Origin of the sequence: Blautia aquisgranensis, from assembly GCF_040096615.1 — a bacterium.
In the GTDB taxonomy this organism is placed as follows: domain Bacteria; phylum Bacillota; class Clostridia; order Lachnospirales; family Lachnospiraceae; genus Blautia_A; species Blautia_A aquisgranensis.
In genome coordinates this window covers 73,281-98,274 of record NZ_JBBMEJ010000007.1, presented here as the reverse complement: position 1 = coordinate 98,274, position 24,994 = coordinate 73,281, and the positions used below count along the sequence as shown (strand labels likewise).

The 24,994-nt window shown below is 45.5% G+C and carries 23 protein-coding genes; 1 reads left to right on the top strand and 22 read right to left on the bottom strand.

Annotation, left to right across the window (positions count from 1 at the left end):
• Position 1: 1 nt before the first annotated feature.
• Positions 2 to 1,063 carry a recombinase RecA gene (gene recA, locus WMO28_RS07535; protein WP_349056571.1) on the bottom strand — a complete coding sequence of 354 codons (1,062 nt, stop codon included), beginning with the start codon at positions 1,061 to 1,063 and terminating at the stop codon, positions 2 to 4.
• 282 nt (positions 1,064 to 1,345) lie between these two features.
• Between recA and pepT the strand changes: the two genes are divergently transcribed.
• Positions 1,346 to 2,572 carry a peptidase T gene (gene pepT / locus WMO28_RS07530; protein WP_349056570.1) on the top strand — a complete coding sequence of 409 codons (1,227 nt, stop codon included), beginning with the start codon at positions 1,346 to 1,348 and terminating at the stop codon, positions 2,570 to 2,572.
• 87 nt (positions 2,573 to 2,659) lie between these two features.
• On the opposite strand, the gene WMO28_RS07525 is transcribed toward pepT, so the two are convergent.
• From WMO28_RS07525 to WMO28_RS07425, 21 genes are all read right to left on the bottom strand, one after another.
• Positions 2,660 to 4,285 (bottom strand): putative polysaccharide biosynthesis protein, encoded by a 1,626-nt coding sequence (locus WMO28_RS07525; RefSeq protein ID WP_349056569.1) that lies wholly within the window; start codon positions 4,283 to 4,285, stop codon positions 2,660 to 2,662.
• Positions 4,286 to 4,301: 16 nt separating this feature from the next.
• Positions 4,302 to 4,976, bottom strand: coding sequence for a uracil-DNA glycosylase (gene ung / locus WMO28_RS07520; protein WP_178644356.1), 675 nt, complete (start codon positions 4,974 to 4,976; stop codon positions 4,302 to 4,304).
• A 24-nt stretch (positions 4,977 to 5,000) separates the two neighbouring features.
• Positions 5,001 to 5,759: an imidazole glycerol phosphate synthase subunit HisF gene (hisF, locus tag WMO28_RS07515; protein WP_178644358.1), complete on the bottom strand. Its 759-nt coding sequence runs from the start codon at positions 5,757 to 5,759 to the stop codon at positions 5,001 to 5,003.
• A 2-nt stretch (positions 5,760 to 5,761) separates the two neighbouring features.
• Positions 5,762 to 6,394, bottom strand: coding sequence for an imidazole glycerol phosphate synthase subunit HisH (gene hisH, locus WMO28_RS07510; protein WP_349056568.1), 633 nt, complete (start codon positions 6,392 to 6,394; stop codon positions 5,762 to 5,764).
• A 171-nt stretch (positions 6,395 to 6,565) separates the two neighbouring features.
• Complete coding sequence (locus WMO28_RS07505) at positions 6,566 to 8,083, bottom strand: ATP-binding protein (protein WP_178643058.1); 1,518 nt, start codon at positions 8,081 to 8,083, stop codon at positions 6,566 to 6,568.
• Positions 8,080 to 8,760, bottom strand: a complete 681-nt coding sequence (locus WMO28_RS07500; protein ID WP_178643060.1) for a response regulator — start codon at positions 8,758 to 8,760, stop codon at positions 8,080 to 8,082. Before WMO28_RS07500 ends, WMO28_RS07505 begins: the two co-directional genes overlap by 4 nt.
• A 157-nt stretch (positions 8,761 to 8,917) precedes the next feature.
• Positions 8,918 to 9,784 carry a phosphatidylserine decarboxylase gene (locus WMO28_RS07495; protein WP_178643063.1) on the bottom strand — a complete coding sequence of 289 codons (867 nt, stop codon included), beginning with the start codon at positions 9,782 to 9,784 and terminating at the stop codon, positions 8,918 to 8,920.
• Positions 9,781 to 10,464, bottom strand: coding sequence for a CDP-alcohol phosphatidyltransferase family protein (locus WMO28_RS07490; RefSeq protein WP_349056566.1), 684 nt, complete (start codon positions 10,462 to 10,464; stop codon positions 9,781 to 9,783). Before WMO28_RS07490 ends, WMO28_RS07495 begins: the two co-directional genes overlap by 4 nt.
• A gap of 45 nt (positions 10,465 to 10,509) precedes the next feature.
• Positions 10,510 to 11,565: a flippase-like domain-containing protein gene (locus tag WMO28_RS07485; protein WP_178643065.1), complete on the bottom strand. Its 1,056-nt coding sequence runs from the start codon at positions 11,563 to 11,565 to the stop codon at positions 10,510 to 10,512.
• Entirely contained in the window at positions 11,562 to 12,263 is a 702-nt protein-coding gene (locus tag WMO28_RS07480) for a phosphatase PAP2 family protein (RefSeq protein ID WP_178643067.1), read from the bottom strand. The genes WMO28_RS07485 and WMO28_RS07480 overlap by 4 nt, the downstream gene beginning before the upstream one ends.
• 342 nt (positions 12,264 to 12,605) lie before the next feature.
• Complete coding sequence (locus WMO28_RS07475) at positions 12,606 to 13,253, bottom strand: L-rhamnose mutarotase (protein ID WP_178643069.1); 648 nt, start codon at positions 13,251 to 13,253, stop codon at positions 12,606 to 12,608.
• 70 nt (positions 13,254 to 13,323) lie between these two features.
• Complete coding sequence (locus tag WMO28_RS07470; RefSeq protein WP_178643071.1) at positions 13,324 to 14,247, bottom strand: AEC family transporter; 924 nt, start codon at positions 14,245 to 14,247, stop codon at positions 13,324 to 13,326.
• A gap of 30 nt (positions 14,248 to 14,277) precedes the next feature.
• A complete protein-coding gene (locus tag WMO28_RS07465) occupies positions 14,278 to 15,465 on the bottom strand; it encodes a S41 family peptidase (protein WP_178643073.1) in 1,188 nt (395 codons plus the stop codon).
• Positions 15,466 to 15,591: 126 nt separating this feature from the next.
• Entirely contained in the window at positions 15,592 to 16,497 is a 906-nt protein-coding gene (gene ftsX, locus WMO28_RS07460; protein ID WP_178643075.1) for a permease-like cell division protein FtsX, read from the bottom strand.
• Positions 16,487 to 17,170: a cell division ATP-binding protein FtsE gene (gene ftsE, locus WMO28_RS07455; protein WP_178643077.1), complete on the bottom strand. Its 684-nt coding sequence runs from the start codon at positions 17,168 to 17,170 to the stop codon at positions 16,487 to 16,489. Before ftsE ends, ftsX begins: the two co-directional genes overlap by 11 nt.
• Positions 17,171 to 17,453: 283 nt before the next feature.
• Positions 17,454 to 18,545 (bottom strand): helix-turn-helix domain-containing protein, encoded by a 1,092-nt coding sequence (locus tag WMO28_RS07450; protein ID WP_178643624.1) that lies wholly within the window; start codon positions 18,543 to 18,545, stop codon positions 17,454 to 17,456.
• A 136-nt stretch (positions 18,546 to 18,681) separates the two neighbouring features.
• The gene (locus tag WMO28_RS07445) at positions 18,682 to 19,551 is read right to left on the bottom strand and encodes a YitT family protein (RefSeq protein ID WP_178643626.1); all 870 of its coding nucleotides are present in this window, start codon (positions 19,549 to 19,551) and stop codon (positions 18,682 to 18,684) included.
• Between the two features lie 191 nt (positions 19,552 to 19,742).
• Positions 19,743 to 20,117, bottom strand: a complete 375-nt coding sequence (locus tag WMO28_RS07440) for a PqqD family protein (protein ID WP_021650789.1) — start codon at positions 20,115 to 20,117, stop codon at positions 19,743 to 19,745.
• On the bottom strand, positions 20,117 to 22,015 hold the full coding sequence (locus tag WMO28_RS07435) for an OPT family oligopeptide transporter (RefSeq protein WP_178641074.1): 1,899 nt from the start codon (positions 22,013 to 22,015) through the stop codon (positions 20,117 to 20,119). The genes WMO28_RS07440 and WMO28_RS07435 overlap by 1 nt, the downstream gene beginning before the upstream one ends.
• 220 nt (positions 22,016 to 22,235) lie before the next feature.
• On the bottom strand, positions 22,236 to 24,032 hold the full coding sequence (locus WMO28_RS07430; protein WP_435376096.1) for a vWA domain-containing protein: 1,797 nt from the start codon (positions 24,030 to 24,032) through the stop codon (positions 22,236 to 22,238).
• Complete coding sequence (locus WMO28_RS07425; protein ID WP_178641069.1) at positions 24,025 to 24,942, bottom strand: AAA family ATPase; 918 nt, start codon at positions 24,940 to 24,942, stop codon at positions 24,025 to 24,027. Before WMO28_RS07425 ends, WMO28_RS07430 begins: the two co-directional genes overlap by 8 nt.
• Positions 24,943 to 24,994 lie beyond the last annotated feature (52 nt).

Sequence of the window (24,994 nt, the reverse complement as noted above, 5' to 3'; positions counted from 1 at the left end):
ATTACTCTTCTTCCTCTGTATCTGCGGCCGGTGCTGCTGCCGCTTCTGTTGTCTCTGTTTCATCTGTCGGATCCAGGTGATAATGTACTCGCACTTTCTTCTCGATCTCATCACGAAGCTCCGGATGCTCCTTCAGAAACAGCTTGGCATTCTCACGTCCCTGACCGATCTTATTGCCCTCATATGCGTACCATGCACCACTCTTATTCACAATGGAGCACTCTGCTGCAAGATCCAGGATATCGCCCTCTCTGGAAATACCGGTTCCGAACATAATATCAAACTCTGCCTGCTTAAACGGCGGTGCAACCTTATTCTTAACGACCTTCACACGGGTATGGTTACCAACCATCTCGCCGCCCTGCTTCAGTGTCTCTACACGACGTACATCCATACGGACAGATGCATAGAATTTCAATGCACGTCCACCGGTTGTCGTCTCCGGATTACCGAACATAACACCTACCTTCTCACGGAGCTGGTTGATAAAAATAACCACACAGTTAGACTTGCTGATCACGGCAGTCAGCTTACGCAGTGCCTGTGACATCAGACGTGCCTGCAGACCTACATGACTGTCTCCCATATCACCCTCGATCTCGGCCTTCGGAACAAGTGCCGCAACGGAGTCTACGATCACGATATCTACTGCGCCGGAACGCACCATAGTCTCTGTGATCTCCAGTGCCTGCTCACCGTTATCCGGCTGGGAAATATAGAGGTTATCAATATCCACACCGATGCTCTTGGCATAGACAGGATCCAGCGCATGCTCTGCATCGATAAATCCTGCGATTCCGCCTCTCTTCTGTACCTCTGCAACCATATGTAAAGCTACAGTTGTCTTACCACTGGATTCCGGTCCGTAGATCTCCACGATACGTCCCTTTGGAACACCGCCCACTCCAAGAGCGATATCAAGGCTCAGGCAGCCGGTAGGAACTGCTTCTACCTGCATATGGGAACTGGAGTCTCCGAGCTTCATGACAGAGCCTTTACCGAACTGCTTCTCAATATTTCCAAGGGCTGCCTCCAGCGCCTTCTGCTTCTCTTCACTGATCATCCTGTGATTCTCCTATTCTTTATTCTCTTCTATGATACGGTTTCTTTTTTTCGAACCTTTGTTCGTGTTTTCTGTATTACATAGTATTATAAAACGGCACGATTGTCAATAAGAGACTTCAAAATCACCCTGTTTTTTTGCTGACACAATACCTCAAAATCCGACATATCACTTCCTTGTTCCTGCTTCCCGGAGATATGCTTTCGTTTTTTGCAAACTTACGGAGCATCTGTGGTATACTGTTCTTATATACTTTATCATCAGAGAAAGGACGCTATTCATATGAAAGCATACCAGAGACTTTTGTCTTACGTAAAAATATTTACACCCAGCAATGAAGAAAGCACTTCTTCCCCATCTTCCCACTGTCAGTTTGATCTGGCACATGCTCTCGTGACAGAGCTTCATGAGCTGGGAATCTCCGATGTCACACTGGATGAGCACTGCTATGTCTACGCGCACATCCCGGCAACCGAAGGACTGGAACACTGCCAGACCTTGGGCTTTATCGCACACATGGACACAGTATCCGATTTCTGCGACCATCCTGTCACTCCCGTTATCACAGAAAATTATGACGGAAAAGATCTCCCACTTGGCACAAGCGGAAGGATTCTTTCCCCGGAAATGTTCCCTCATCTTGCTTCTCTGAAAGGCAGAACTCTGATCACTTCTGACGGAACTACAATCCTCGGTGCAGATGACAAGGCCGGTATCGCAGAGATCCTTACAGCTCTGGAGCAGCTTTTTGCAGAAAAAATCCCTCACGGCCCTCTTTCCGTTGCTTTTACACCGGATGAAGAGATCGGCATGGGAACTGCACATTTCGATGTAAAAAAATTCGGTGCCGATTTCGCCTACACCCTGGACGGAGATACCGAAGGTGAGATCCAGTACGAAAATTTTAACGCCTGCGGCGCAAAAGTCGTCTTTCATGGCATCAATGTTCATCCCGGCTCCGCCAAAAATACCATGGTCAATGCTTCCCTTGTTGCCATGGAGTTCAATTCCATGCTTCCGGACTGTGATACGCCACGTAACACCGATGACTATCAAGGTTTCTTCCATCTGCTTTCCATGAAAGGTGATGTTTCACAGGCCGAACTTCAGTATATCATCCGCGATCACGATGCCAATACTTTCGCTTTCCGCCAGAAAACCATGAAGCATATCGCCGAACTTCTCAACAAAAAATGGGGAGAAGGTACTGTAGAACTTACCATCACCCAGCAGTACCGCAATATGAAAGAGATCATTGATACCTGCCCGTGGCTGATCTCCCTTGCAGAAGAAGCCTGCCGCTCCTGTGATGTCACACCGCTCATTCTTCCGATCCGTGGCGGCACAGACGGTGCCCAGCTGAGTTTTCTCGGACTTCCCTGCCCGAATCTCGGAACCGGCGGACATGCTTATCATGGTCCTTATGAGCATATCACAGTGGAAGGTATGGATGCAGCTGTAAAAGTCGCTCTGCATATCATAAAACTTTTTGCCCAAAAACAGTTCTAAAAATCTCGACATATTTTTTATGCAAAAAAATGCCCGCAGAACCTTCAGATTTTTTATCCTCTGAATGTTCCACGGGTATTTTTATTTTCAGATGATCTTCATCATTCTCGCAAGCTTCTTCATATAGCTTCCGCCAGGCATCATACCCAGCTCTTCTTCACTTGGCCTGCTTACAAACAGATATACAACAAAATATACGATCACTGCCAGGATCACAGAAATTCCAAGACAGATGATATTGGAATGAATCAGCGCATACAGTCCGTAATATACCACACCTGCAGCCACTCCCATAGGAATGGAAGCCAGGAACGGACTTAAGTAAGCACTTCTCCACGGATTCTTATAGCCCATATATTTCTTGATCGAGCGGTCATTGAGAATGCACATCACTACTGCATATATGATCTGTGCAATAACGATCGTATAAACTCCAAGATTCGTAAATACCAGAAGCAGTGCCATTGCGATCACATCCGCTACCAGAGCGATCGCTGCATGGATCATCGGAAGCTTTGGCTTGCCGATTCCCTGAAGCACACCGTTGGTAATGTTGGAATTACCGTTAAGGATAATGGTGACTCCTCCCAAAATCAGAAGCTGTCCGCCCACACCATTGGTTCCCGGGAAGATCAGTCTTGTGACCGGTCCGGAAAGAACAGCAAGTCCTACAGCAGCCGGAATGGAGATCAGCATACTGATCCAGGTAGCCCGGTCTGTTTTTCTATTGGCACCCTCGATATCATGCATGGCATAATGTGCGGAAACCTCCGGGATCATGGAAGTCGGTGCTGTACTCGCCAGCGTCAGAGGAATATTGATCAGCGTCATATAATATCCGTACTCGGAATACAACGTCTGGATCACATCTTTGGCTGCGCCCTTGATATCCATAATTCCGGAATACATATAGCTGTTGATATATCCGTTTACATTATAGATGAACGCACTTAAGATGATCGGCATGATAATGAGCACGATATTGCTCATAACATGACCCATACTCTCATTTACGGAATGATGGTCATTGGCGATCCTTTTCCGGATGATCTTGCGGTTCACTGCATAGACGATGAGCATAAAGATCAGAGCGGAAGCCACACCTGCACCGGTACCCATTGTTGCACCGGCAGCGCCCCATCTGTGTACCAGATCTGCATCTCCTGTGGCAGAAAAATGCCTGATAAATACATTTGACATGAGAAGTGCAAATGTCGCCACAAAGATCTGCTCAATGATCTGTGAGATCGATGTCGGCATCATATTCCGGTATGCCTGGAAATATCCTCGGAACACGCCACAGAGACCGGACATAAAGATCGTAGGTGCAAGCATCTGTAATGCCAGACGGGCATTCGCCATACTGTCAGGCACCAGGATTCCCGCGCCAAACACACAGATCAGTGCCACGATCCCGCCGGCAACTGCCGCGTAGATCAGAGCCCCGTAAAATACCTTCTGTGCATCCTTATATCTGTGAAAAGCGATCTTCTCAGCCATGATCTTGGACACAGCCTGCGGAATACTGAAAGACGCGATCATCAAAAGAATGAAATATACATTCTGTGCAAACTGGAAAAGTGCAAAGCTCTGGCTTCCCAGTGTTGTTGAAAGCGGGCTCTTGTACAGCATTCCGATAATTTTGGAGATCAGCGCCGCAACCATAAGGAAGGACGCGTTTTTCACAAGTGTATTATCGTTTTTTTTACCCATTTTATTTTCCTTACTACTAAATATTTTCAATCTGCCAGTCAATCGGTTCTTCACCGTTGGCTTTCAGAAATTCATTGGCCTTGCTGAAGTGCTTGCATCCGAAAAATCCTCTGTAAGCAGAAAGAGGACTGGGATGTGGTGCCTCCAGTATCAGATGCTTCGGATTGTGAAGCATGGATGCCTTCATCTGGGCAGGCCTTCCCCAGAGAAGAAATACGATCGGACGGTCCTCCTCATCCAGGATCCGGATCGCAGCGTCTGTAAACTGCTCCCAGCCGATTCCTCTGTGGGAGTTTGCCTGATGGGCACGGACAGTCAGCACGGTGTTCAGAAGAAGCACACCCTGTTTCGCCCATTTTTCAAGATTGCCGTTATTCGGGATATAGCAGCCCATATCATCCTCAAGCTCTTTATAAATATTTACCAGTGACGGCGGTGTCTCCACACCTTTTTTTACAGAAAAACAAAGTCCATGCGCCTGTCCGTCATTGTGATAGGGATCCTGTCCCAGGATCACCACCTTCACCTTGTGAAGCGGCGTAAAATGAAACGCATTAAAAAGATCCTCCGGTGGCGGAAAAATCTTTCTTGTTCTGTATTCTGTCATTACTGTCTTATAAAGCTTGGCATAGTACGGCTGATGAAACTCGCCCTTCAGCGCCTCCTGCCAGTCTCCTGCTATAGGAGCCATATCCTTCACCTCTCATCCAGCTCTTTATCTTCTCACTGAGATTCCTTTTTCCGCAAGATAATCCTTGACTTCACGGATCTCCAGCTCTTTGTAATGGAACAGAGATGCGGCAAGTGCTGCATCTGCTCCTCCTTCTGTCAGGGCATCATAAAAATGCTCCAGGGTTCCTGCTCCGCCGGAAGCGATCACAGGAATGGAAACTGCGTCTGCAACAGCCCTTGTAAGTGCGATATCGTATCCCGCTTTCGTTCCGTCACAGTCCATACTTGTAAGCAGGATCTCACCTGCACCAAGTTCTTCCACCTTCTTCGCCCATTCAAGAGCATCGATTCCTGTATCCAGTCTTCCGCCATGCTTGTAGATATTCCAGCCGCCATCCTCTCTTCTCTTGGCATCAATGGCAACTACCACACACTGGCTTCCGAATTTCTGTGCAGCCTCGCTGATCAGCTCCGGACGGTCGATTGCAGCAGAATTAACAGAAATCTTATCTGCACCTTCACGGAGCAGCTTACGGAAATCATCCACTGTACGGATTCCTCCGCCTACCGTAAACGGAATAAATACATTCGCTGCAACGGCTCTTACCATGTCAACTACAGTATCTCTCTCCTCACAGGAAGCTGTGATATCCAGAAAAACAAGCTCGTCCGCACCGGCTGCGTCATACGCCTTCGCGATCTCCACCGGATCTCCGGCATCCTTCAGATCAACAAAATTAACGCCCTTCACTACCCGGCCTTTGTTCACATCCAGGCATGGAATGATTCTTTTTGTAAACATGATTATGCCTCCTCCTTTCCGGTGCCTGCCTCAAGTGCTGCAAAATTCTCAAGAATCTTCAAGCCCCACCGGCTGCTCTTCTCCGGATGGAACTGGCATGCAAATACATTTCCTTTTTCTACTGAGGCATGGATACAGGTACTGTAATCTGTGGTCGCCTTCACGATCTCTTCCTCCTCTGCCTGCAGGTAATAGGAATGTACAAAGTAAACGTATGTGTTCTCCGGAATATCTTTAAATAATCTTCCATTATTCTGAAGATGCAGGGAATTCCATCCCATATGAGGGATCTTAAGTCCCGGACTTGGCGGAATACGCAGGATCTTTCCTTTCAGGATTCCAAGTCCCTCAACTCCCGGAGTCTCATCACTGCTCTCAAAAAGGAGCTGCAATCCAAGGCAGATTCCAAGGAACGGTGTTCCTTTCTCCACGATCTCTTTTATTACCGGGACAAGTCCGTACTTATGAAGATTCTCCATGGCATCGCCAAAGCTTCCCACACCTGGAAGAATTACCTTATCTGCTTTCAGAAGCACCTGGGGATCTCTTGAGACAACGGTCTCCTGTCCCAGATACTGAAGTGCTTTTTCCACACTTTTTATGTTACCTGCGTCATAGTCAATGATTCCTATCATAATAATGCTTCCTCCTGCTTTATCGTATCTCGATCGAATTCCTCTCACACGTCGATTTACATTGTCTAAGTATAACGCAAAAACAGACGGTTGCAAAGACTTTTCTCTGCATGCCGCCTGTTTTTCTGTATAACTGATCCGAGGTTCTTCCTCTTATCAGTGACTTATTTTTTACTTTCGATCCAGTGTAAACCAGAATTCCACACCATTGTCAAAATTCTGCACACCATATTCCTGGTTCATGCTCTCCATGATTGCCTTCACGATAGAAAGTCCGATACCACTTCCGCCATACTCTCTTGTTCTGGCCTTATCCACCTTGTAGAATTTGTTCCAGAGGTTCGGTACATCTGCCTCCGGAATCGGAGTTCCTGTATTAAACACTGTTACTTTCACACGGCTGTCCTTGTCCAGAAGCTTGATCTCGATCTCCTTATCTCCATCCAGATGGTTCAGTGCATTGCTCACATAGTTTGTAACGACCTCCTCGGTCTTAAATTCATCTGCCCATACATAGACCGGTTTTTCCGCATCAAAGATCACCTTTGCTTCTTTCTGTCCGATCATGATATTCATTGTCTGGAGCACACCACGGATCAGGGATACGATGTCAAATCTCTCCATCACTACTGCATCCTTGCCGGATTCCAGCTGATTCAGTGTAAGAAGGTTCTTCACCAGCTTGTTCATCTTGGCAGCCTCATCCATGATCACATCGCAGTAGAACTCTCTGCTCTCGGGATCATCGGAGATATTCTCTTTCAGGCCTTCCGCATATCCCTGTACCAGCGCGATCGGTGTTTTCAGCTCATGGGAAACATTGTCCAGAAATTCCTTTCGCATCTTGTCGATCTTGATCTTATCTTCAATATCTCTCTGCAGCTCATTGTTGGCAGATTTCAGCTCACTGATAGTATTCTCCAGCTGTGTGGACATCCGGTTAAAATTATCTCCCAGAACATCAATCTCATTGCCCACATTACTCTTATATCTGGCTTCAAAATCCAGATCTGACATTTTTCTGGAAAGCTCGGTAAGCTCACTGATCGGTCTGGTGATCCGCTTGGTCACAAGCATGATCATAATTCCGCTTAAGATAATGATTGCCAGTCCCACCACAAAATAAAACTTATTGGAAATATTCGCACTTTCACGGATGCTCTCCAGTGGTGTCCTTATGATAAAATAGTGATCCTCTCCAAGCGTTCCCCAGCATTCCACATAGTCCATTCCGGAGAAACGATCATGAGACTGCTGAATCGTATAATCGTCCTCTTTTTTCAGAACACGGCTTTTTCCGCCGTCCTCATCCAGATCATATACATAGCCGAACAGCTTGCTCTGAAGCATCTTTTCGTTCTCGCCCCAGGAAAGCCAGCTGGTATTGCTGCTGTCCACAATGACCCAGGAAAGATTGTTTTTGGAGCTGACCTGCTGGATCGCATCCGGGATGCTCTCAGATCCTTCTGTTTCATTACTGTTCATCATTTTATCGATATCAGTACATTCCAGAGTATCCCGAAGCTCCATCAGTACATCCATCTTTTTGGAAACATAATATTTTTCCAGAAATACCCCGTTAATCACAGTGATCGTCAGAATGGACAGAAACAGAAGTCCGATAAAATACGCTGTAATCTGATGGCGGAGACTGTGGATCTTTTTTGGTTTTTCTTTCGGCTTTTTCATTCTCCTACCTCAAACTTGTAGCCCATTCCCCAGACAGTTTTAATGTATTCACCTTTATCTCCCATCTTGCTTCTCAGCTTCTTTACATGGGTGTCAATGGTTCTGGCATCTCCGAAGTAATCATAATTCCATACAGAATTGAGGATCTTTTCTCTGGAAAGAGCAATTCCCTCATTTTCCAGGAAATACGTAAGAAGTTCAAATTCCTTAAAGCTCAGATCCATAGGATTTCCGTCTACTGTAGCCTGATGCGCCGCCTTGTCGATCACGATACCGCCTGCGGAAAGCACATCGTCCGGATTGCTCTGACCGGTTCTTCGAAGAATTGCCTCTACACGTGCCACCAGGATCTTAGGGCTGAATGGCTTGGAAATATATTCATCTACACCAAGTTCAAAGCCAAGAAGCTCATCTCTCTCATCTCCTCTTGCTGTCAGCATGATGATCGGAACCTTTGAATTCTTGCGGATCTCGCGGCATACTTCCCAGCCGTCCATCTTTGGCATCATCACATCCAGGATCAGAAGTGCGATGTCTTTTTCTTTATAGAATATATCCATGGCCTCCTCACCGTCTCCGGCCTCCAGTACCTGGAAATTCTTTTTTGTCAGAAAGTCTTTGACCAGCTTTCTCATTCTGCTCTCATCATCTACAACCAGAATCTTTAATGCTTCCATTCTATCTTCCTCCGTTTCTTATCACATAATCCCCCTGTTACATATGACGGGCAAAATCATTTTTTCTTATTTATATTGGTAATATATCACAGGTTTGTGTTATGTGTGTGAACGTAAATTCATTTTTTTCAAAAACTCTCAAAAAAAGAGAATCCTGTCAGAAGGATTCTCCGATTTTTTCTCCCATAAGCACTCTTGTCTCGATTCCTACCCGGGAATTTTCAAGAATATCGTTATCCGGCTTTACTGCATTTTTTTCGGTGAGCAGTACAATCGTGGAACCACCGAAAGCAAAATTGCCTTTTTCATCTCCCCGCTCCACAAAAGATCTTCGCGGACGGTTTTCAATCTTTCCCACGAGAAGCGCTCCTACCTCCATCATAAGTACCGTCCGGAAATTCTCTGTCTTAAGAAGCGAATATTCCCGGCTGTTTTCTTTGTAGATTGGATAAACATCGTTGGCAACCGGATTGACCGTATGAAGAATTCCCGGAATCCGTACACGCCTGGATTCTTTTGCATGATCCGGATAAATGTAACGGTGATAGTCCTGCACACAGAGGCGGAGGATCCACACATAACCACCCTGATATCTTTTTCCCAGGGAAGGGTTCTTAAGAAGCTCTTCCACCGTATATTCTGTATGTTTGATGCGAAGTCCTGCATGAGCGTCAACAGGATAAACACTGACGCGGCAGTCACATGGGCTGATGAAATGTCCCGACTCCATATCAATGCGCCGTGCTCCGGTCCGGATCCTGCGCTTGAAAAAATCATTATAGGAAGTATATTTCCGTTCCTCATAGTCGCTCATATCCAGATGGTTCATTTTAATAAAAGGCTTCACTATAGCTGACGAAATTCTGGAATCCAGAAGTTTTCCCATGGCAATGGAAACGCCAGGTGTGACCAGTGGCCGGATCAGTGCCCGTCCTGCTGCACACCCATATATTTTTTCCAGAAGTCTGTTCTGAAAAGAATCTTCTTCTGTGATATGACCGTTCCTGTCTGCTGTCCGGATCATAAGGTACCGCCTCTCTCCATTGAAGTTTTATAAAGATAGCTGAATCTCCACCAGCCTTCCTTGTAAAACAGTACAAAAAGCACTGCCACTGCAACAACTGCAACCAGGATCACCAGCTCCCGGTTCGTAGGCTTACAGAATCTGAAATCCAGAATGAACAGAAGTCCTACTGCAAGCATTGTAATATGAAGAAGTACCACAAACCGGTTATATCCCGGTACAATCATGGATGCCACAAAAAGAAGCGGCAGGATCACAGAAATGGAAGTGATCGGCAATCCCTGATAATATTTGCGATTCTCGCTGGTCTCACTCTGTCTTTTGGCTTCCATCACATTAAAGTATGCAAGGCGGATCAGACCTGCCAGCCCGTAAAACAAAAGGATCGCAATTCCGTAAACATGATACATGCCAAGCTTAAAACAAAGCACGATGGGCAGAATTCCGAAACAGACGATATCCGCCAGGGAATCAATCTGAATACCGAAGCATTTCTCCTCCTCCGTCCTGTTCTTCTTTGTTCTGGCGATCTTTCCATCAAACATATCACACAGTCCGGAAAAAGCCAGGCAACACACGGCCAGAGAGATCCTGTCCGTCATGGCACAGAATATTCCCACCATAGAAGACACCACACTTATGTAGGTCATTATCACCGTATAATCATAAAATCCTATCATTTGTTTAACCCCCATTTTTCTTTTTCATTTACTGTTATTGTACTGTTACTGCATTCCCTGTCCAGTCTGCTTCTGTCCTTGTTTTTTCTCTTTTCCGATAGTCAACTGCGCCACCACGGTAAACAGTGCACTGATCAGAAGTTCTCCGTAATATCCAAGTCCACGGCTTAAGACCATTCCCGGAAGCAGCAGTCCGCCAAATACCGGCTTGAAGATGGTCAGAAACAGTGTTTCGCTGATCCCCATTCCTCCCGGAAGCGGCAGCATATCCACAGACACCGCGATCACTGCCTGGAGAAAAAGAATCTCCCAGAATCCGGTTCCATGAAGCCCAAATGCCTGATACACAAACCAGGTTACTGCAAACAGCGCCATTCTCTGTATAAAAGTGATTCCAATAACTTTAACGATCACCAGCGGATTTTTCTTCAGATATGCCGCAGTATCTCTGTATGTATCCATGGAATCTTCCAGTTTTTTCAGACGTCTCTCTTTTTTCTTCACAAGATGCAGCCGTTCCAGAAGCTTAAGTCCTTTCACCATGATCGCTTTTGCCAAAAGCGGATGAAAGACCAGAATCGTCATAAATGTTACACAGAAAATATTCAGTGCCAGACCCAGATAAAATACCGGCAGGATTCCCTCCAGATATTTATGCAGAAATCCTCTTCCGAACAGTGCGATCCCCACTCCGATCACAACAAGCACCAGCTTATAGGTAATAGTCACGATCATCAGAATCACAGTAGATACCGGAATGGATATCTTTTCTTTTTTCATGTAATAGATCTGCATGGGCTGTCCGCCACTGGCGGACGGTGTGATACAGCTGAAAAAGAAGCCTACGGATGAGAACAGGAAGCAGGTTCTCTTCTTCAGACGTATTCCGCTGGAGCGCATCATATACCAGATGATGATGGATTCTCCCCAGATAAAAAAAGCCACCAGTGCGATTCCCGGAACAAGCCAGCGTTTATCCGCCCTGTGTATGGCATCCATCATGGATGAAAGGTCCTCTCCATGAAAAACACCGTAGATCGTAAGTGCAAATACCACGGCCAGAAATACACCGTTAAATATTACTTTTTTTCTGTTTTTCATCTTATTGTACCTTCTTTATATCTCTCGATTGTTTTTTCGATTTTTCCACCGATTCGTTCATAAATATGCCATAATCCGGTATGTTCTCCCAGCCAGAAGCAGATCTGTGCAAGAGCCACGCCACCGATCACATCCACGATCACATGCTGCTTGGTAAACAGTGTGGAAAAAAAGACCAGCACTGCCAGTACAAAGGAAACTGTCTTATACCACACCGGTATCTTCTTCTGATCTTTTACCCCAAGGAAACAGAACCAGCTTACCAGACAGTGAATCGACGGAAAAAGATTATCCGCCGCATCAATAGAATACAGCCATCCTGCCAGCTGATTCCAGAAGCCCGGCTCCATGATCTCCGGTCTTGTGTTCGTAGTCGGATATACAAGAAAGATCACCAGACATACACACCTTGATATACAATCTGCCGTAAAAAAGCGATAGACCTGTTCTCTATCCTGTCTGGCTGCCAGAATATAATTCACCGCCCAGAACAGATAACATCCAAAATATACGATCAGAAACTGCGGCACAAAGGGCAGCTTAAGATCCAGACTGCTCTCGATATTATGATGATACCAGCCGCCTGCGATCATCCTGGATCCGGAATACACAAGACAGTTAAATATAAACGAAAAAATAAGAGGAAACATTCCATACGCCGGAATGATCCCCGTCACATAGTTCAAAAAACGTTTCATAAGTCACGCCTCACTGTTTTATTGTTTTCAGTATAACAGCGGAAACCGTGAGTTTCAATCAATTATGGAAAGCTTAAGAATTGTTAAGATTTCTGTCACAGAAAAAAAAGATTTCCTCATTCTTTCAAAAGGCTGTTCAGCTAATTTTTCTTTTTTGTTCATACTTTTTTCAGAATGACGTCACAGAATAACCACAAAATATGAGTATATTATTAGATGTGCAAAGGGTACTACCTTTGATAACACTTTTTTCTTTTTCATACTGCCGGGGCTACCTCCAAACTAAGCCCCGGCCTCCTTCCTTTTATTTTCCCGAATTTATGATTTTTATTTTATATCTTTTTATGCATGCCACGCAAGACGCACACTTGACGGATGAACTTCTTTTGTCATCCAGTCTACATCGTTGGTGATCCAGTCCATGATTCCAAGCTGACGTGTCTCCCAGGCGATCGTTGCCTCTTTTGCCTCCGGTGTTTCTTCTACTTCCATGGTTGTATCGATCTCATCGTATCCAAAAATATATCCGCCTGCGCTCCAGATACTGAAGTTGCTGTCCGGACCCGGATCTACAGTATCGCCTCTCTGTGCGATCAGACCATCATGGCGGGCCTTGTATTCTTCTTCACAGCCATCCTTTAATTTCGTCATGAACATTCTGTGACGGATCAGCTCTTTGTTCTCTCTTACCACACCAAAATTATGATACATCAGACGCATATCTTTTCCAGGTGTTGAGATCCATGTAAAAGTATCTTCCATCTTCCCAGTAAGAGCTTCTTTTATCTTCTGCTCTTCTTCTGAGATCACAGCGCCGTCTGCATTTTCATAATATCCGAAGATCAGATCTGCTGCATTCCAGATGCTGAAATTGTGGATTTTGTTGCGGTCAAGATAAGCGGTAAGCTCCGGCCAGATCTCGCCCAGCTTCTTACGGTAATCGTTCATTTTTTCTTCTTTTACCCGCATTGCAAAAGCATGTCGTTCCATTTTATTATTCCTCCCGATACATGATATTCTGAATTGATTTTAGCACTTCCCCCCTGTTTTTACAATTATTTCAGGCAAGATAAAGCATCACCATCAGAGGCATCGTCACAATACTTACGATCGTTGTCATAACATTGATCGTGCTGGCATAAACCGGCTCCTCATCATAGAGCTGTGCCAGCTGAACTACGGTTGTTGCTGACGGCGTGATCACTGCCATGAGGCTGATAAGAAGGATCGTCTGCCCATCTTTCACCATAGACGCCAGCGGCGAATATTTCAGAAGCAGAAGCACAAACAGCGGTGTCACGATCATTTTAAGTGCTGTGATCAGATAGATCCTGGAATGGCTGAAAATTTCCTTCCAGTTTACTTCTGTCATTGTCATTCCCAGCATGATCATGCACACAGGTCCCAATGTTGCAGAAATCTGACTCATTGTATTGCCAATAACTACCGGCAGTCTGATCCGGGCAAAAAACAGAATGATGCCGATGATGATCGCGATCAGATTGATATTGCAGAGGATTTTTTTCCAGTTGACGCCAGCCTTCGCCTCCATCAACGACTCACCATGGGTCCACATCAGGATCATCTGCACACTCAAAAACGCACTGGCATAAATCACCCATTTCTCTCCAAGGACAACCGTCACCATGGGAATGACCAGGTTTCCGGAATTGGAATAAATAATCGAGGCTTTTTCCAAAACACTCAGTTTCAATGGTTTTCCGATGATCCTGACAAATACCAGAAGAAAAATATGGATCAGTACCGCAGCTGCCACTGCCAGAAGAAACCCATCCCGGATACTTTTGGAATATTCGATCTGAAACGCATTGATCATCACACACGGCATAATGATATAGATGCAGATCACAGAAAGCATCCGGCTGCTTTTTGCATCGATCAGTCCACGTTTCACAACCAGAAATCCACATGCCATCATCAGAAAAAATACAACGATCTGCTGTAATAATTGTAATGTTATCATCTCTCGTTTTCCCCCTTTAATCTGCCTGGATCAGCTCTGTCCCAGTACTTCCCGCGCCGCCTGAAGCTGTGTATCTTCCTCATGGGTAAGCTCCGTCCAGTCGCCGGAATACTCCGGAAGCGCTGCCTCCACATCCGGTGTGATTCCTTTTTTGTTGATGTCGTTACCCTTTGGCGTATAATATTTCGCAATTGTGATCTTCACAGCACTGCCATCATTCAAAGGCTGGATCGTCTGCACCACGCCTTTTCCGTAGGTCGTTGTTCCTACAATGTTGCCGATTCCGTAATCCTTCACTGCTCCCGCAAAAATCTCCGATGCACTGGCGCTGTTCCCGTTTACCAGCACAGAAAGTGGCATCTTCAGCTCGTTTTTGCCATCACATTTTTCTTCTTCCCGTTTTCCGTTTTTGTCCTCTGTATAGACGATCAGGCCTTCCGGCAGGATCTGGCGTAGTACTCCGCAGACCGCATCCAGAAGTCCTCCCGGATTATCCCTTAAGTCCACCACCAGCTTTGTCATTCCTCTCTTTTCAAGATCCTCGAAGGCTTTTTTATACTGGTCGCTGGTCACCTCGGAAAACTCGGAAATACGGATGTAACCTGTCTCATCATCCAGCATTTCATAGGAAACGGTCTGTATCTCCACGTCACGGATCTCTACCTTGATATCCTGTGTTTTTTCTTCCCCTTCTCTTAGAATAGTCAGCGTCACGGAATCCTTATCGCTTTCCTTGATCATAGATGCAATGTCTGAGGTTTCTTTTTCTGTCACATCCTCTCCATCCACAGCTTTGAGCACATCTCCCTTTTTCAGCCCGGCCTGCTCTCCGGAGCCACCCTCATAAAGCTGTACGATTTGTGCACCTCCGTCTTCGGATTTCTGAAGAACTGCCCCGATTCCCACATAAGAACCTTCATTGGAGGTTTTCAGTTCCTTATACTGCTCTGCTGTATAATAAGTGGAATACGGATCCTTAAGTCCGCTCAAAAGCCCCGCATAAAGACCTTCGCGTAAACTGTCCTCATCCTTTTTATCCAGATATTCCTCATCGATCAGATTCTCCAGATAATTCAGCTTCTGCACAGTAGAGCTGTCTGAAAGTGCGCCTCCTTTCGGAAACATCACTTTCTGATAACCGGCAAAACCTGCTCCTGTTACAAGAAGTGTTGCTGCTACGCCCACAGCGATTCCTTTTTTGAATTCTTTGTTCTGCATTTTTTCCTTTCTCTGATCTCTCCCTGTTCTTCTGCCAGCACTATGCCGAAAACGGCTGCCGGTTTCTCCGACAGCCGCTGTGTATCATACAGAAGCTTTTTTCTCACTTCTGTGTCACTTTTTTTATTATACTCTCAGATGCTTTCTTGTTGTAAAGAAGCTTCCCAGAAGGCCGATACCTACTCCCAGTCCAAGTCCCATAGGAATCAGCCCCTCATAGATCTGCCAAATCGGAATAAAATCAACAATACCTGTGAGCACGTTAAATTTTGTCAGAATAAATTCAACAGCAGAATTATACAGGAAAAACAGGCCGATCAGCGGAATCGCCGCACCGATCACACCCAGAACGATTCCCTCAAGAAGGAACGGCATACGTACAAAAGCATCGGTCGCACCAATGTATTTCATAATACCGATCTCTTCTTTTCGGACGGAAATACCCATGGATACGGTATTGCTGATGAGGAATACCGAGATCAGAAGAAGAATGGCAATGACTGCGATAGATACATAGGAAACCAGCTTATTGATCGATCCCAGTGTCTTGGATGCCTGTTCGGACTGATTTACCTTACGGACATGATCCAGTCCCTGTATGTAATTAACTAACTCTGTCTGCTTGGTGATATCGTTGAGATATACCTGATAGTTGGAGGAATTGGCAAGCGGATTATCATCCTTAAATCCATCTGCAGCCTCCTCATCTCCGAAATATTTCTCTTTATAGTCTGCCCAGGCCTGGTCTGCAGATTCATAATCAAGTCTTGCAACCTCCGGTCTTGCCTGGATCGCATCTCCGATTGTCTGGATCTCCTCATCCGTTGTTCCCTCATCAAAAAATACCGTGATTGGAACTTCCTCTTCTACCTTATGTGCAATATTGTTCACGTTGTTGACAATGGAATAAAAAATTCCTACCAGAAAGATACAGGCTGCCATTGTGATGATGCACGCAAGGGAAAACATCCAGTTTCTTTTTATGTTCTTAAAACCCTGCTTCAGGGTATACCAGATCGTACTAGGCCTCATGATATCCTCCCTCTTTCTCATCGCTGATGATCTTGCCGTTGTGCATGGTAACTACACGCTTACGCATGGCATTAACGATGTCTTTATTGTGGGTAACTACCAGAACCGTTGTTCCTCTGTCATTGATCTGCTCCATCAGTGCCATGATCTCCTCAGAAGTACGTGGATCCAGGTTACCTGTAGGCTCATCTGCCAAAAGGATATCCGGGCGGTTTACCAGAGCTCTTGCCAGGGCAACTCTCTGCTGCTCACCACCGGAGAGCTCATCCGGAAATGCCTTATATTTCCCTGCAAGTCCAACCTCCTGAAGAACCTCCGGTACACGTTTACGGATCACACGGGTCGGTCTTCCGATGACACGCTGTGCAAACGCTACATTCTCATATACATTTCGGTCCTTGAGAAGACGAAAATCCTGAAATACTACACCCAGCTTTCTGCGGTATTTGGCAACACGTCTGTGCTTCATCTTCTCCAGACGTTCTCCGCTGACTGTGATAGTTCCGCCTGTGGAATCAAGCTCCTTCATCAGAAGCTTGATCAGTGTGGATTTACCGGAGCCGCTGCTTCCGACTACGAATACAAATTCCCCTTTATCAACATGTAAGTTCGCATGATTCACAGCCGGAAGTCCCGGACCGTAAGATTTGCTCACATCTACAAGATCGATCATATATATCCTCCTCTATATTATGTATAATAATTTTCTTAATTCTTTTGTAATATTATTGTAATATATTTGTTGTGTAAATGCAAGAATATTTTCAACAGGCATTTACAGATCCCTTCGGATTATTTATTTTAACGTAAAAATCCCAAAATTACAATAGAGGCTGTGGCTTTATGTGTGAAGTTCATGTGAACTTTTGTGCGTACACAAAAAAACTGCTGCCCGTTCCATAAACTGAACAGGCAGCAGTTTTAGACTTCTCAATTATTCCCCACTACAACAGGCTTTAGTACTCTAATGTCTCCATATACTTCATATACCTTACAACCATCAGCGCGATCTTAAATGTGATCGCATCCTCGAACACACGAAGATCAAGTCCTGTGCTCTTCTGGAGCTTGTCCAGACGATATACCAGTGTGTTTCTGTGAATATACAGCTGACGTGATGTTTCGGATACGTTCAGGCTGTTCTCAAAGAATTTGTCGATGGTGATCAGTGTCTCCTCATCGAAATCATCCGGGGATTTGTTATCGAAGATCTCACGGATAAACATCTTACACAGCGGAATAGGCAGCTGATAGATCAGTCTTCCGATTCCCAGTGAGCTGTATGCAATAACTTCCTTGTCTCCAAAGAAGATCTTGCCTACATCAAGTGCCATACGCGCTTCCTTATAGGAACGGGAAACTTCCTTAAGCTCATTGACAATGGTACCATATGCCATATGGACATCTTCGCCGTCCTTATTGAGATCCAGTGTATCCAGGATCGTATGAGCAAGCTTATCCATCTCCGGATAGCCTTCTCCCTCTTCCAGCTCCTTGACAATGATGATGCTCTTCTCATCTACAGCAGTGATAAAGTCTCTGCTCTTTCCGCCAAAAAGGCTCTTCACGCTCTCCACTGAGCTGTGATCTTTCTCCTGATTCAGCTCCAGGATCATAACCACACGACGGACATCTGCCTCAATATGAAGCTTCTTCGCTCTGTTGTAAATATCAACCAGAAGAAGATTATCAAGAAGAAGATTCTTGATAAAGCTGTCCTTGTCAAAACGCTCCTTATACGCTACGATCAGATTCTGAATCTGAAAAGCCGCAAGCTTACCTACCATATAGGTATCTTCGTCATCGCCATGTGCTACCAAGACATATTCCAGCTGGTAATCATCACAGACCTTAAAGTACTGAAATCCCTTGACAAGCTGGCTGTCCGCCTGGGATTCTACAAAAGCCTGGATATCTGCTGGCTGGATTTCAAAATCAGAAAAAGTAGACGCAAGTACCTTGCCGTCTGTGTCAATGACACAAAATTCCGTCCTTGATATTTCTTTAAGTCCCTCGAGCGTATTCTGTAACACCTGATTCGATATCATTCCGTTCAATCCCTTCTCACTTATGTGTATGCTTATCTTCTGTCTTTCCCTCTTTATCTATGGCTATTTTAATACAAAATCACCAAAAATGAAAGAGGAAAACTGAAAAATTTTACAAATTTTTGTTGAAATCCGCCTAATTTTTCTCTATAAAACCTTCTCCATGAACTTCTCTTGCATCGGAAACGATCACAAAAGCGTTGGGATCAATATCATCTACCATCTCTTTCAGCTTCACAATTTCCTTTTTGTTTACCACACAGAAGATGATCGTCTTCTCCTGACCCGAATACATCCCCTTGCCACAGATCCCTGTCGCTCCGCGATCCAGATCTTCCATAATGACTCTGGCAACCTCATCCGGCTTCTCCGTGATGATAAATGTTTGTTTGGAAAACTTCAGACCCTCGATCAGACTGTCGGATACTTTTGTTACCAGATAAACCGCAATGATGGCATACAGGGCCCGCTGGATACCGAACACATACATTCCCACGATCACAATAAGCCCATCAATAAACTGCATGATCTGTGCGATGGAATAATGACGTATATACTTCTGGATCAGTGCTGCCATCATATCCGTTCCGCCTGTGGTTCCCTGTCCGAGGAAAACCATTCCGATGCCGATTCCCAGGATCACACCACCGTATACAGCAGCCAGAAGAAGATCATCTCCCGCAATATTCCACACCGGCTGAATGGCAAGCCAGGTTGAGAGGGAGATCTCACCGACCAGAGCTTTTTTTACAAAAGAAAAGCCTTTGATCCGCCATCCCAGAAAAAACAGCGGGATGTTCAGCGTGATGTTGGTAAGCCACAGCGGAACTCCGCCATCTATGATTCCACCGGTCCAGTGCTTCACCAGGATCGCAATACCGGAAAAGCCGCCTGTTACCAGCCCGGTTGCATCAAAAACGGAATTGATGGCAAGTGCCATCAGCCCAGTTCCTACTATGATCAGAAGATAATCCAGATACCAGTCCTTTTTTTTCACAAGACTCATAAAGTGCTCCTTTCATTTTTTACAGCAATTCCCGGAATTTCTGTCTTGAAATGTCCTCAATATTTCTATTCCGCTGTGAAAATCCCGGAAATGCTATAGTATCATATGACAACTGCATCAGTTTCCCGCACTGACGTGTCATAAAAAGAACGGGACCGTACACTATTCTGCGTCCGTTCCCGTTCTCCATGCTATTTTTCTGTCTTTTTATTTATAAAATGAACAAATTCATAGCTTTCCATTATCTGAAAGTATTTTACGATTCTCGGATAAAGCGGTTCTGCCTTATCTCCGAAATGCTCTTTCACCAGCAGGGCAAGCTCCTGCACGGTTTTGGCTCCATCGATCTCAGGCCAGATAAAAGTTCCCATTTCATCAAGATGAACCTTGGAAAACCTTGGCTTGCCAAAAACCTTCTGCGCGATGGTATTGAACATACCCTTATTCTCTATCTCAAGAATGATCCGCTGCTTCAGGTCCCGGTGCCACCGGATCGACTGGTTTGTTTCCGGGATCAGATCAAGATAGTTGATATCCTGTTTCTTATCCTTTTTGTTTTTTCTCATCAGGCTTTCTTCTTTCTCCAGATAGAGAATTTAAGCAGTGACAGGATCATGATGATCATCAGCACAACACCGCCGATATTTCCAAGGTTTACAACGCCGGACATATCAAGACTGATACCGACAACTGCAAAGATCGCAAGAAGAATTCCAACAAGACCCTCGCCGGCGATCATACCAGCACAGTAGAGAGTACCATCTGTGGCCTGAGCTGTCTTGGTTTTTTCGTCAACACCTTTTCTGCGGTCAAGTAATCCACGAACGATACCACCGATCATGATGGTTGCGTTCAGGTAGATTGGAAGGTAAAGACCGATTGCGAAAGGCATTACCGGGATACGGAGGATCTCAAGGCAGATTGCAAGGAATACACCTACAAATACAAGTCCCCATGGAAGGTTTCCGCCCATGATTCCCTCAACGATCATCTTCATAAGCTGAGCCTGTGGCGCAGGAATCTCTGCTGTACCATAGCCCCATGCTGCATTCAGAAGATACAGAACACCGCCGATAGCAAGACCGGAAACAACAACACCGAGCATCTCGCCCATCTGCTGCTTCTTAGGTGTAGCACCAAGAAGGAATCCTGTCTTAAGGTCCTGAGAAGTATCACCGGCGATCGCTGCGATGATACAGATAACAGATCCAACAGCGATCGCTGCTGTCATTCCGTCGATACCTGTTTTACCGGAGCTCTTGATCGCAAATGTAGCGATCAGAAGAGTAGCGATAGCCATACCGGAAACCGGGTTGTTGGAGCTTCCTACAAGACCTACCATACGGGAAGATACTGTTGCAAAGAAGAATCCAAAAACTACGATGATAACTGCACCAAGAAGAGTTACCGGGATTGCCGGAACGATCCAGATGATAAATACCATGGCAACAATACCAAGAAGGATGAACTGCATCGGAAGATCCTGTGCGGTTCTCTCTGTGCTTGTGTTCTTACTTCCCTTCATGCTCTTCATGGAGTCGCGGAAGGTTGTCACGATCAGCGGCAGGGATTTGATCAGGGAAATGATACCACCTGTTGCGATGGCTCCTGCACCGATATATTTAACATAAGTAGACCAGATTGCAGATGCTCCGCCGTTTGCGTAAAGCTGGGCAATTGTTGTTCCCTCTGCTGCCGGGTACATCCATGTGTCAGGTCCGAACAGGCAGATCAGCGGGATGATGACCATCCAGCCAATAAGAGAACCTGTAAACATGTATGATGCGATCTTCGGTCCTACGATATAACCAACACCGAGAAGTGCAGGATAAACCTCCATACCGATCTCGCCCTTGAAGGATTTAAATGCTGCTGAAACATCTGCCGGAAGAAGCTTCAGTCCATCAACAACAAATTTGAAGATAGCAGCAAGTCCCATACCGGAGAATACTGTAGAAGCATTGGCTCCTCCTTCCTCACCTGCAAGAAGAACGTCTGCACAGGCAGTTCCTTCCGGATAGAGAAGAGTTGCATGCTCCTTAACGATGAGGGCATTACGAAGGGGCACCATAAAAAGTACACCAAGGATACCACCGCAAAGTGCGATCAGAGTGATCTCAACAATGCCTGGCTTGCTTGTAAGTCCTTCCTCTGCCCAGAGGAACAGTGCAGGCATGGTGAAGATAGCACCTGCAGCAAGAGACTCACCGGCTGAACCGATGGTCTGGACCATATTACTCTCCAGAATGGAGTTCCTGCGAAGAATCACGCGGATAACACCCATGGAGATAACTGCCGCCGGAATGGAGGCAGATACTGTCATACCTACACGGAGGCCAAGATAAGCATTGGCAGCACCAAAGATGACAGCAAGGATACATCCCATGATCACAGATGTCACTGTGAGCTCCGGAGTGACTTTCTCCGCAGGAATGTAAGGTTTGAACTCTGTGTTTTTGTTCATATTTCCTCTCCCTTTATTTAGTAAATTAGTAACGCTTTTTAGTATAACAAATTTCGAGTTTTTTTGCAAGGAAATATGTGCTGGCATATTATGTATTATTTACAATTTTCCGGATAATTATGAGCAAAAAATTAGTCACTATGCGGCTTTTTATGCTAACATAGTGACTGTATTCATCCTAATTGCATATTATACATTTCAAAAAAAATATCGTTTTTTTTCAGTTATCTGCTTCCAGCTGTTTTGTCAGATATCGTCCCACGATCCTGGAAAAATTGCCAATATCCCGGATATAGGCAAAATCCTTGCCGAAAATCTTCTTCTCCGCTGCCAGATCTTTTTCTTCCCCTGCAAAAACCCCCAGCACACTGACTCCCTGACTGCGGAGACGCCTTACTTCCGTTGCTGTATCCGAAATGGCATATTTTCCGTGATAAGGCTGTGGATTTCTTGCATTTGGACGGTTAATGATCACATCATAAGGACGTCCGTCGCTTAAAATGATCAGGATCTTCTTTTCCTCTTCCCGCTGTAAAAGCCCGTATCCCACTGCTTTTATGGCAAGACCGTCACGGTTGTTGGAGGAAGTCACATAATTAAAAATATCCTCATCCGCTTCCGCCGGATCGTCATACTCCCGGAATCTGTGCAGGATCGTGTGATCCCAGAAAGTGCAGTAGCTCATCACCCTGTGGGGAATGTCAACATTACTGAGCGCAGAACTGATCATATAAGCCTGCAGTGCCACGTCTCCCTGTCGACTCATCTGCGAGCCGCTGGCATCAATGAGAACATCCACAGCAAAATCCGTATTGTCTCCACGCAAAATCCTCTTAAACAGATTCGCCTCACTGCTTCTTCCCACTCTCCAGAGTCTGGATGGAACGATAAGTCCCCGGTCCGAAAGAACCTCCTGGTTCTCGCTTCGTATGACAAGTGACTTTTTCAGAAGCTCTGTAAGAGCAGAAATATTTCTCTTTGCGATTCTGTGCTTGTCATGATAGACCCAGATATTCTTATTCCGGAGACGTTTTGCATATTGATATTGATAATTATCACGAACCGGATTCTTCAGGATCCCCTCTGTGAAATACAGACTACAGTCTCCGTGAATTCCGCGGCACATCAGATAATTCATCCGTTTCTCCTCTGCAGGTGTGAGATAGGATCTTCCGAAATTCAGTTCCACATAGGTGTGCGCCTTTTGAAGTGCTTCCTCGGATACTACGGTGATCTTATTTCTTGCCTTTCGCTTCTCTTCCATATCTTCTGTAAGAGACGCATCCTCAAGATCTGTCATCCGCTCTGTGATCTTTTCCACATAATTCTCCAGGGCATCCTCATACATCTCTTCATTGAGGTAATCCTCCCAGCCGAATTCTGTCAGTTCCTCCAGAGTTACTGCCATTACCCGTTCCAGGGAACCGTTTTTTTTCTCAAAATCCGGATCGATCACCGTATTATAGAGACTGTCTATAATACGGATCAGCTCCATGGTATCCTCTGTTTTTCCGCATTCATAGATCCGGTCGCGAAATGCGGACAGCTTTTTTTCCAAAGGCTGCACACTTCCAGCCAGTACATCACGGAAAACCGCAATCTTCAGCCGGTCCAGAAGCTTGTCATAAGAAGGCAATGTCTCATACTCCTGATCCAGAATGTCCTCCAGGGCTTTTTTCCGCATACGGCGGACACCGGGACGTTCTTCGCAGATTTTTTCGCCTACAGCACTCTCAATGCAAAGCTGTGCCAGTGAGGTAAGTTCTGTCTCTGAGGCATCCAGATAGATTTTTTTGACCAGATAAAGGCCAAGAAGATTTTTGTCAAAATATTTCGCAAAAGCTCCCTGCTTGATCCCGTCATACAGGGCGATCTCCCTGGAGCGCAAAAACAGCGATACATCCGGCTTCACATCCAGGGTATAATCACCGCTTACTGTCCAGAGAAGATTCCTGATCCGGTTTTCCAGATCCAGCTTGTAGTCTTCAATAGAAAGTTCTTCAGTCTGATTATGCATAGACATCTTCCTTTGTCCACTCCTCCGGAATTCTTGTCCGGACTACATCATCCACGATCTCTTTTTCAAAAATATCAAAGGTTTTGTTCACAACTCCCATCTGTACAGCTGCCAGCGGGGAAAGCCCTGCACGAACGATCTTCATTGCTGCCAGAAGTCCACGAAGGTCCAGGGATTTTGTGGAAATCTCACTGTTTACGGATTTTTTCTGGAGATCCATAAACACACCGATAAACTGCTCCACTGCTTTTTCTTTTGCATCCGGGAACATTTTGTTGAAAATGAAGCCCAGGGTTTCCTCTGTCTGTGCCGGCATGTCAATTACCAGAAAACGGGAAACAAGTGCCTCGTTCAGCTCTTTTGTTCCTGCATAGCCGTAGTTCATCGTGCCGATAAAACGCGCTGCCGGATGCAGATCAATACGGTCATATCCCGGTACATCAATGGAACGGCGATAATCCAGGGTTGCATGAAGAACGGAAACTGCGTCATTTTTTGCCATGTTGATCTCATCCAGAATTCCAAAGCCACCATATTCCGCACACTGATAAATACTTCCCTTGCGGAGGCAGACTTCATTATTCACAAAGGTATCCGTTCCGATAAGGTCACCGCTGTTCGTATTCACATGAAAAGAGACATTGTAGATCGGACGTCCAAAAGCATACGCCAGATTTTCTGCCAGGATATTTTTTCCGGTTGCTTTCGGGCCTGCAAGAAGAAGATTTTCTCCTTCCAGAAGACCTGCAATAGCCATCTCCAGGATTTCTTTTCCATAGAACGGAATGGACGGTCTGGTAACTCTGGCCTGTGCCGCTTCCTCTACTTCGTAGCTTTTCCGGAATTCTTCGATGCCGCGGATCAGAGCATCGGAAACGTTCTGTTCTTTTAAAAATTCTAATTCTTCCATTTATTTCACTCCTGATTCGATAAAAAAGGGGCAGACTGCTACGCCTGCCCCG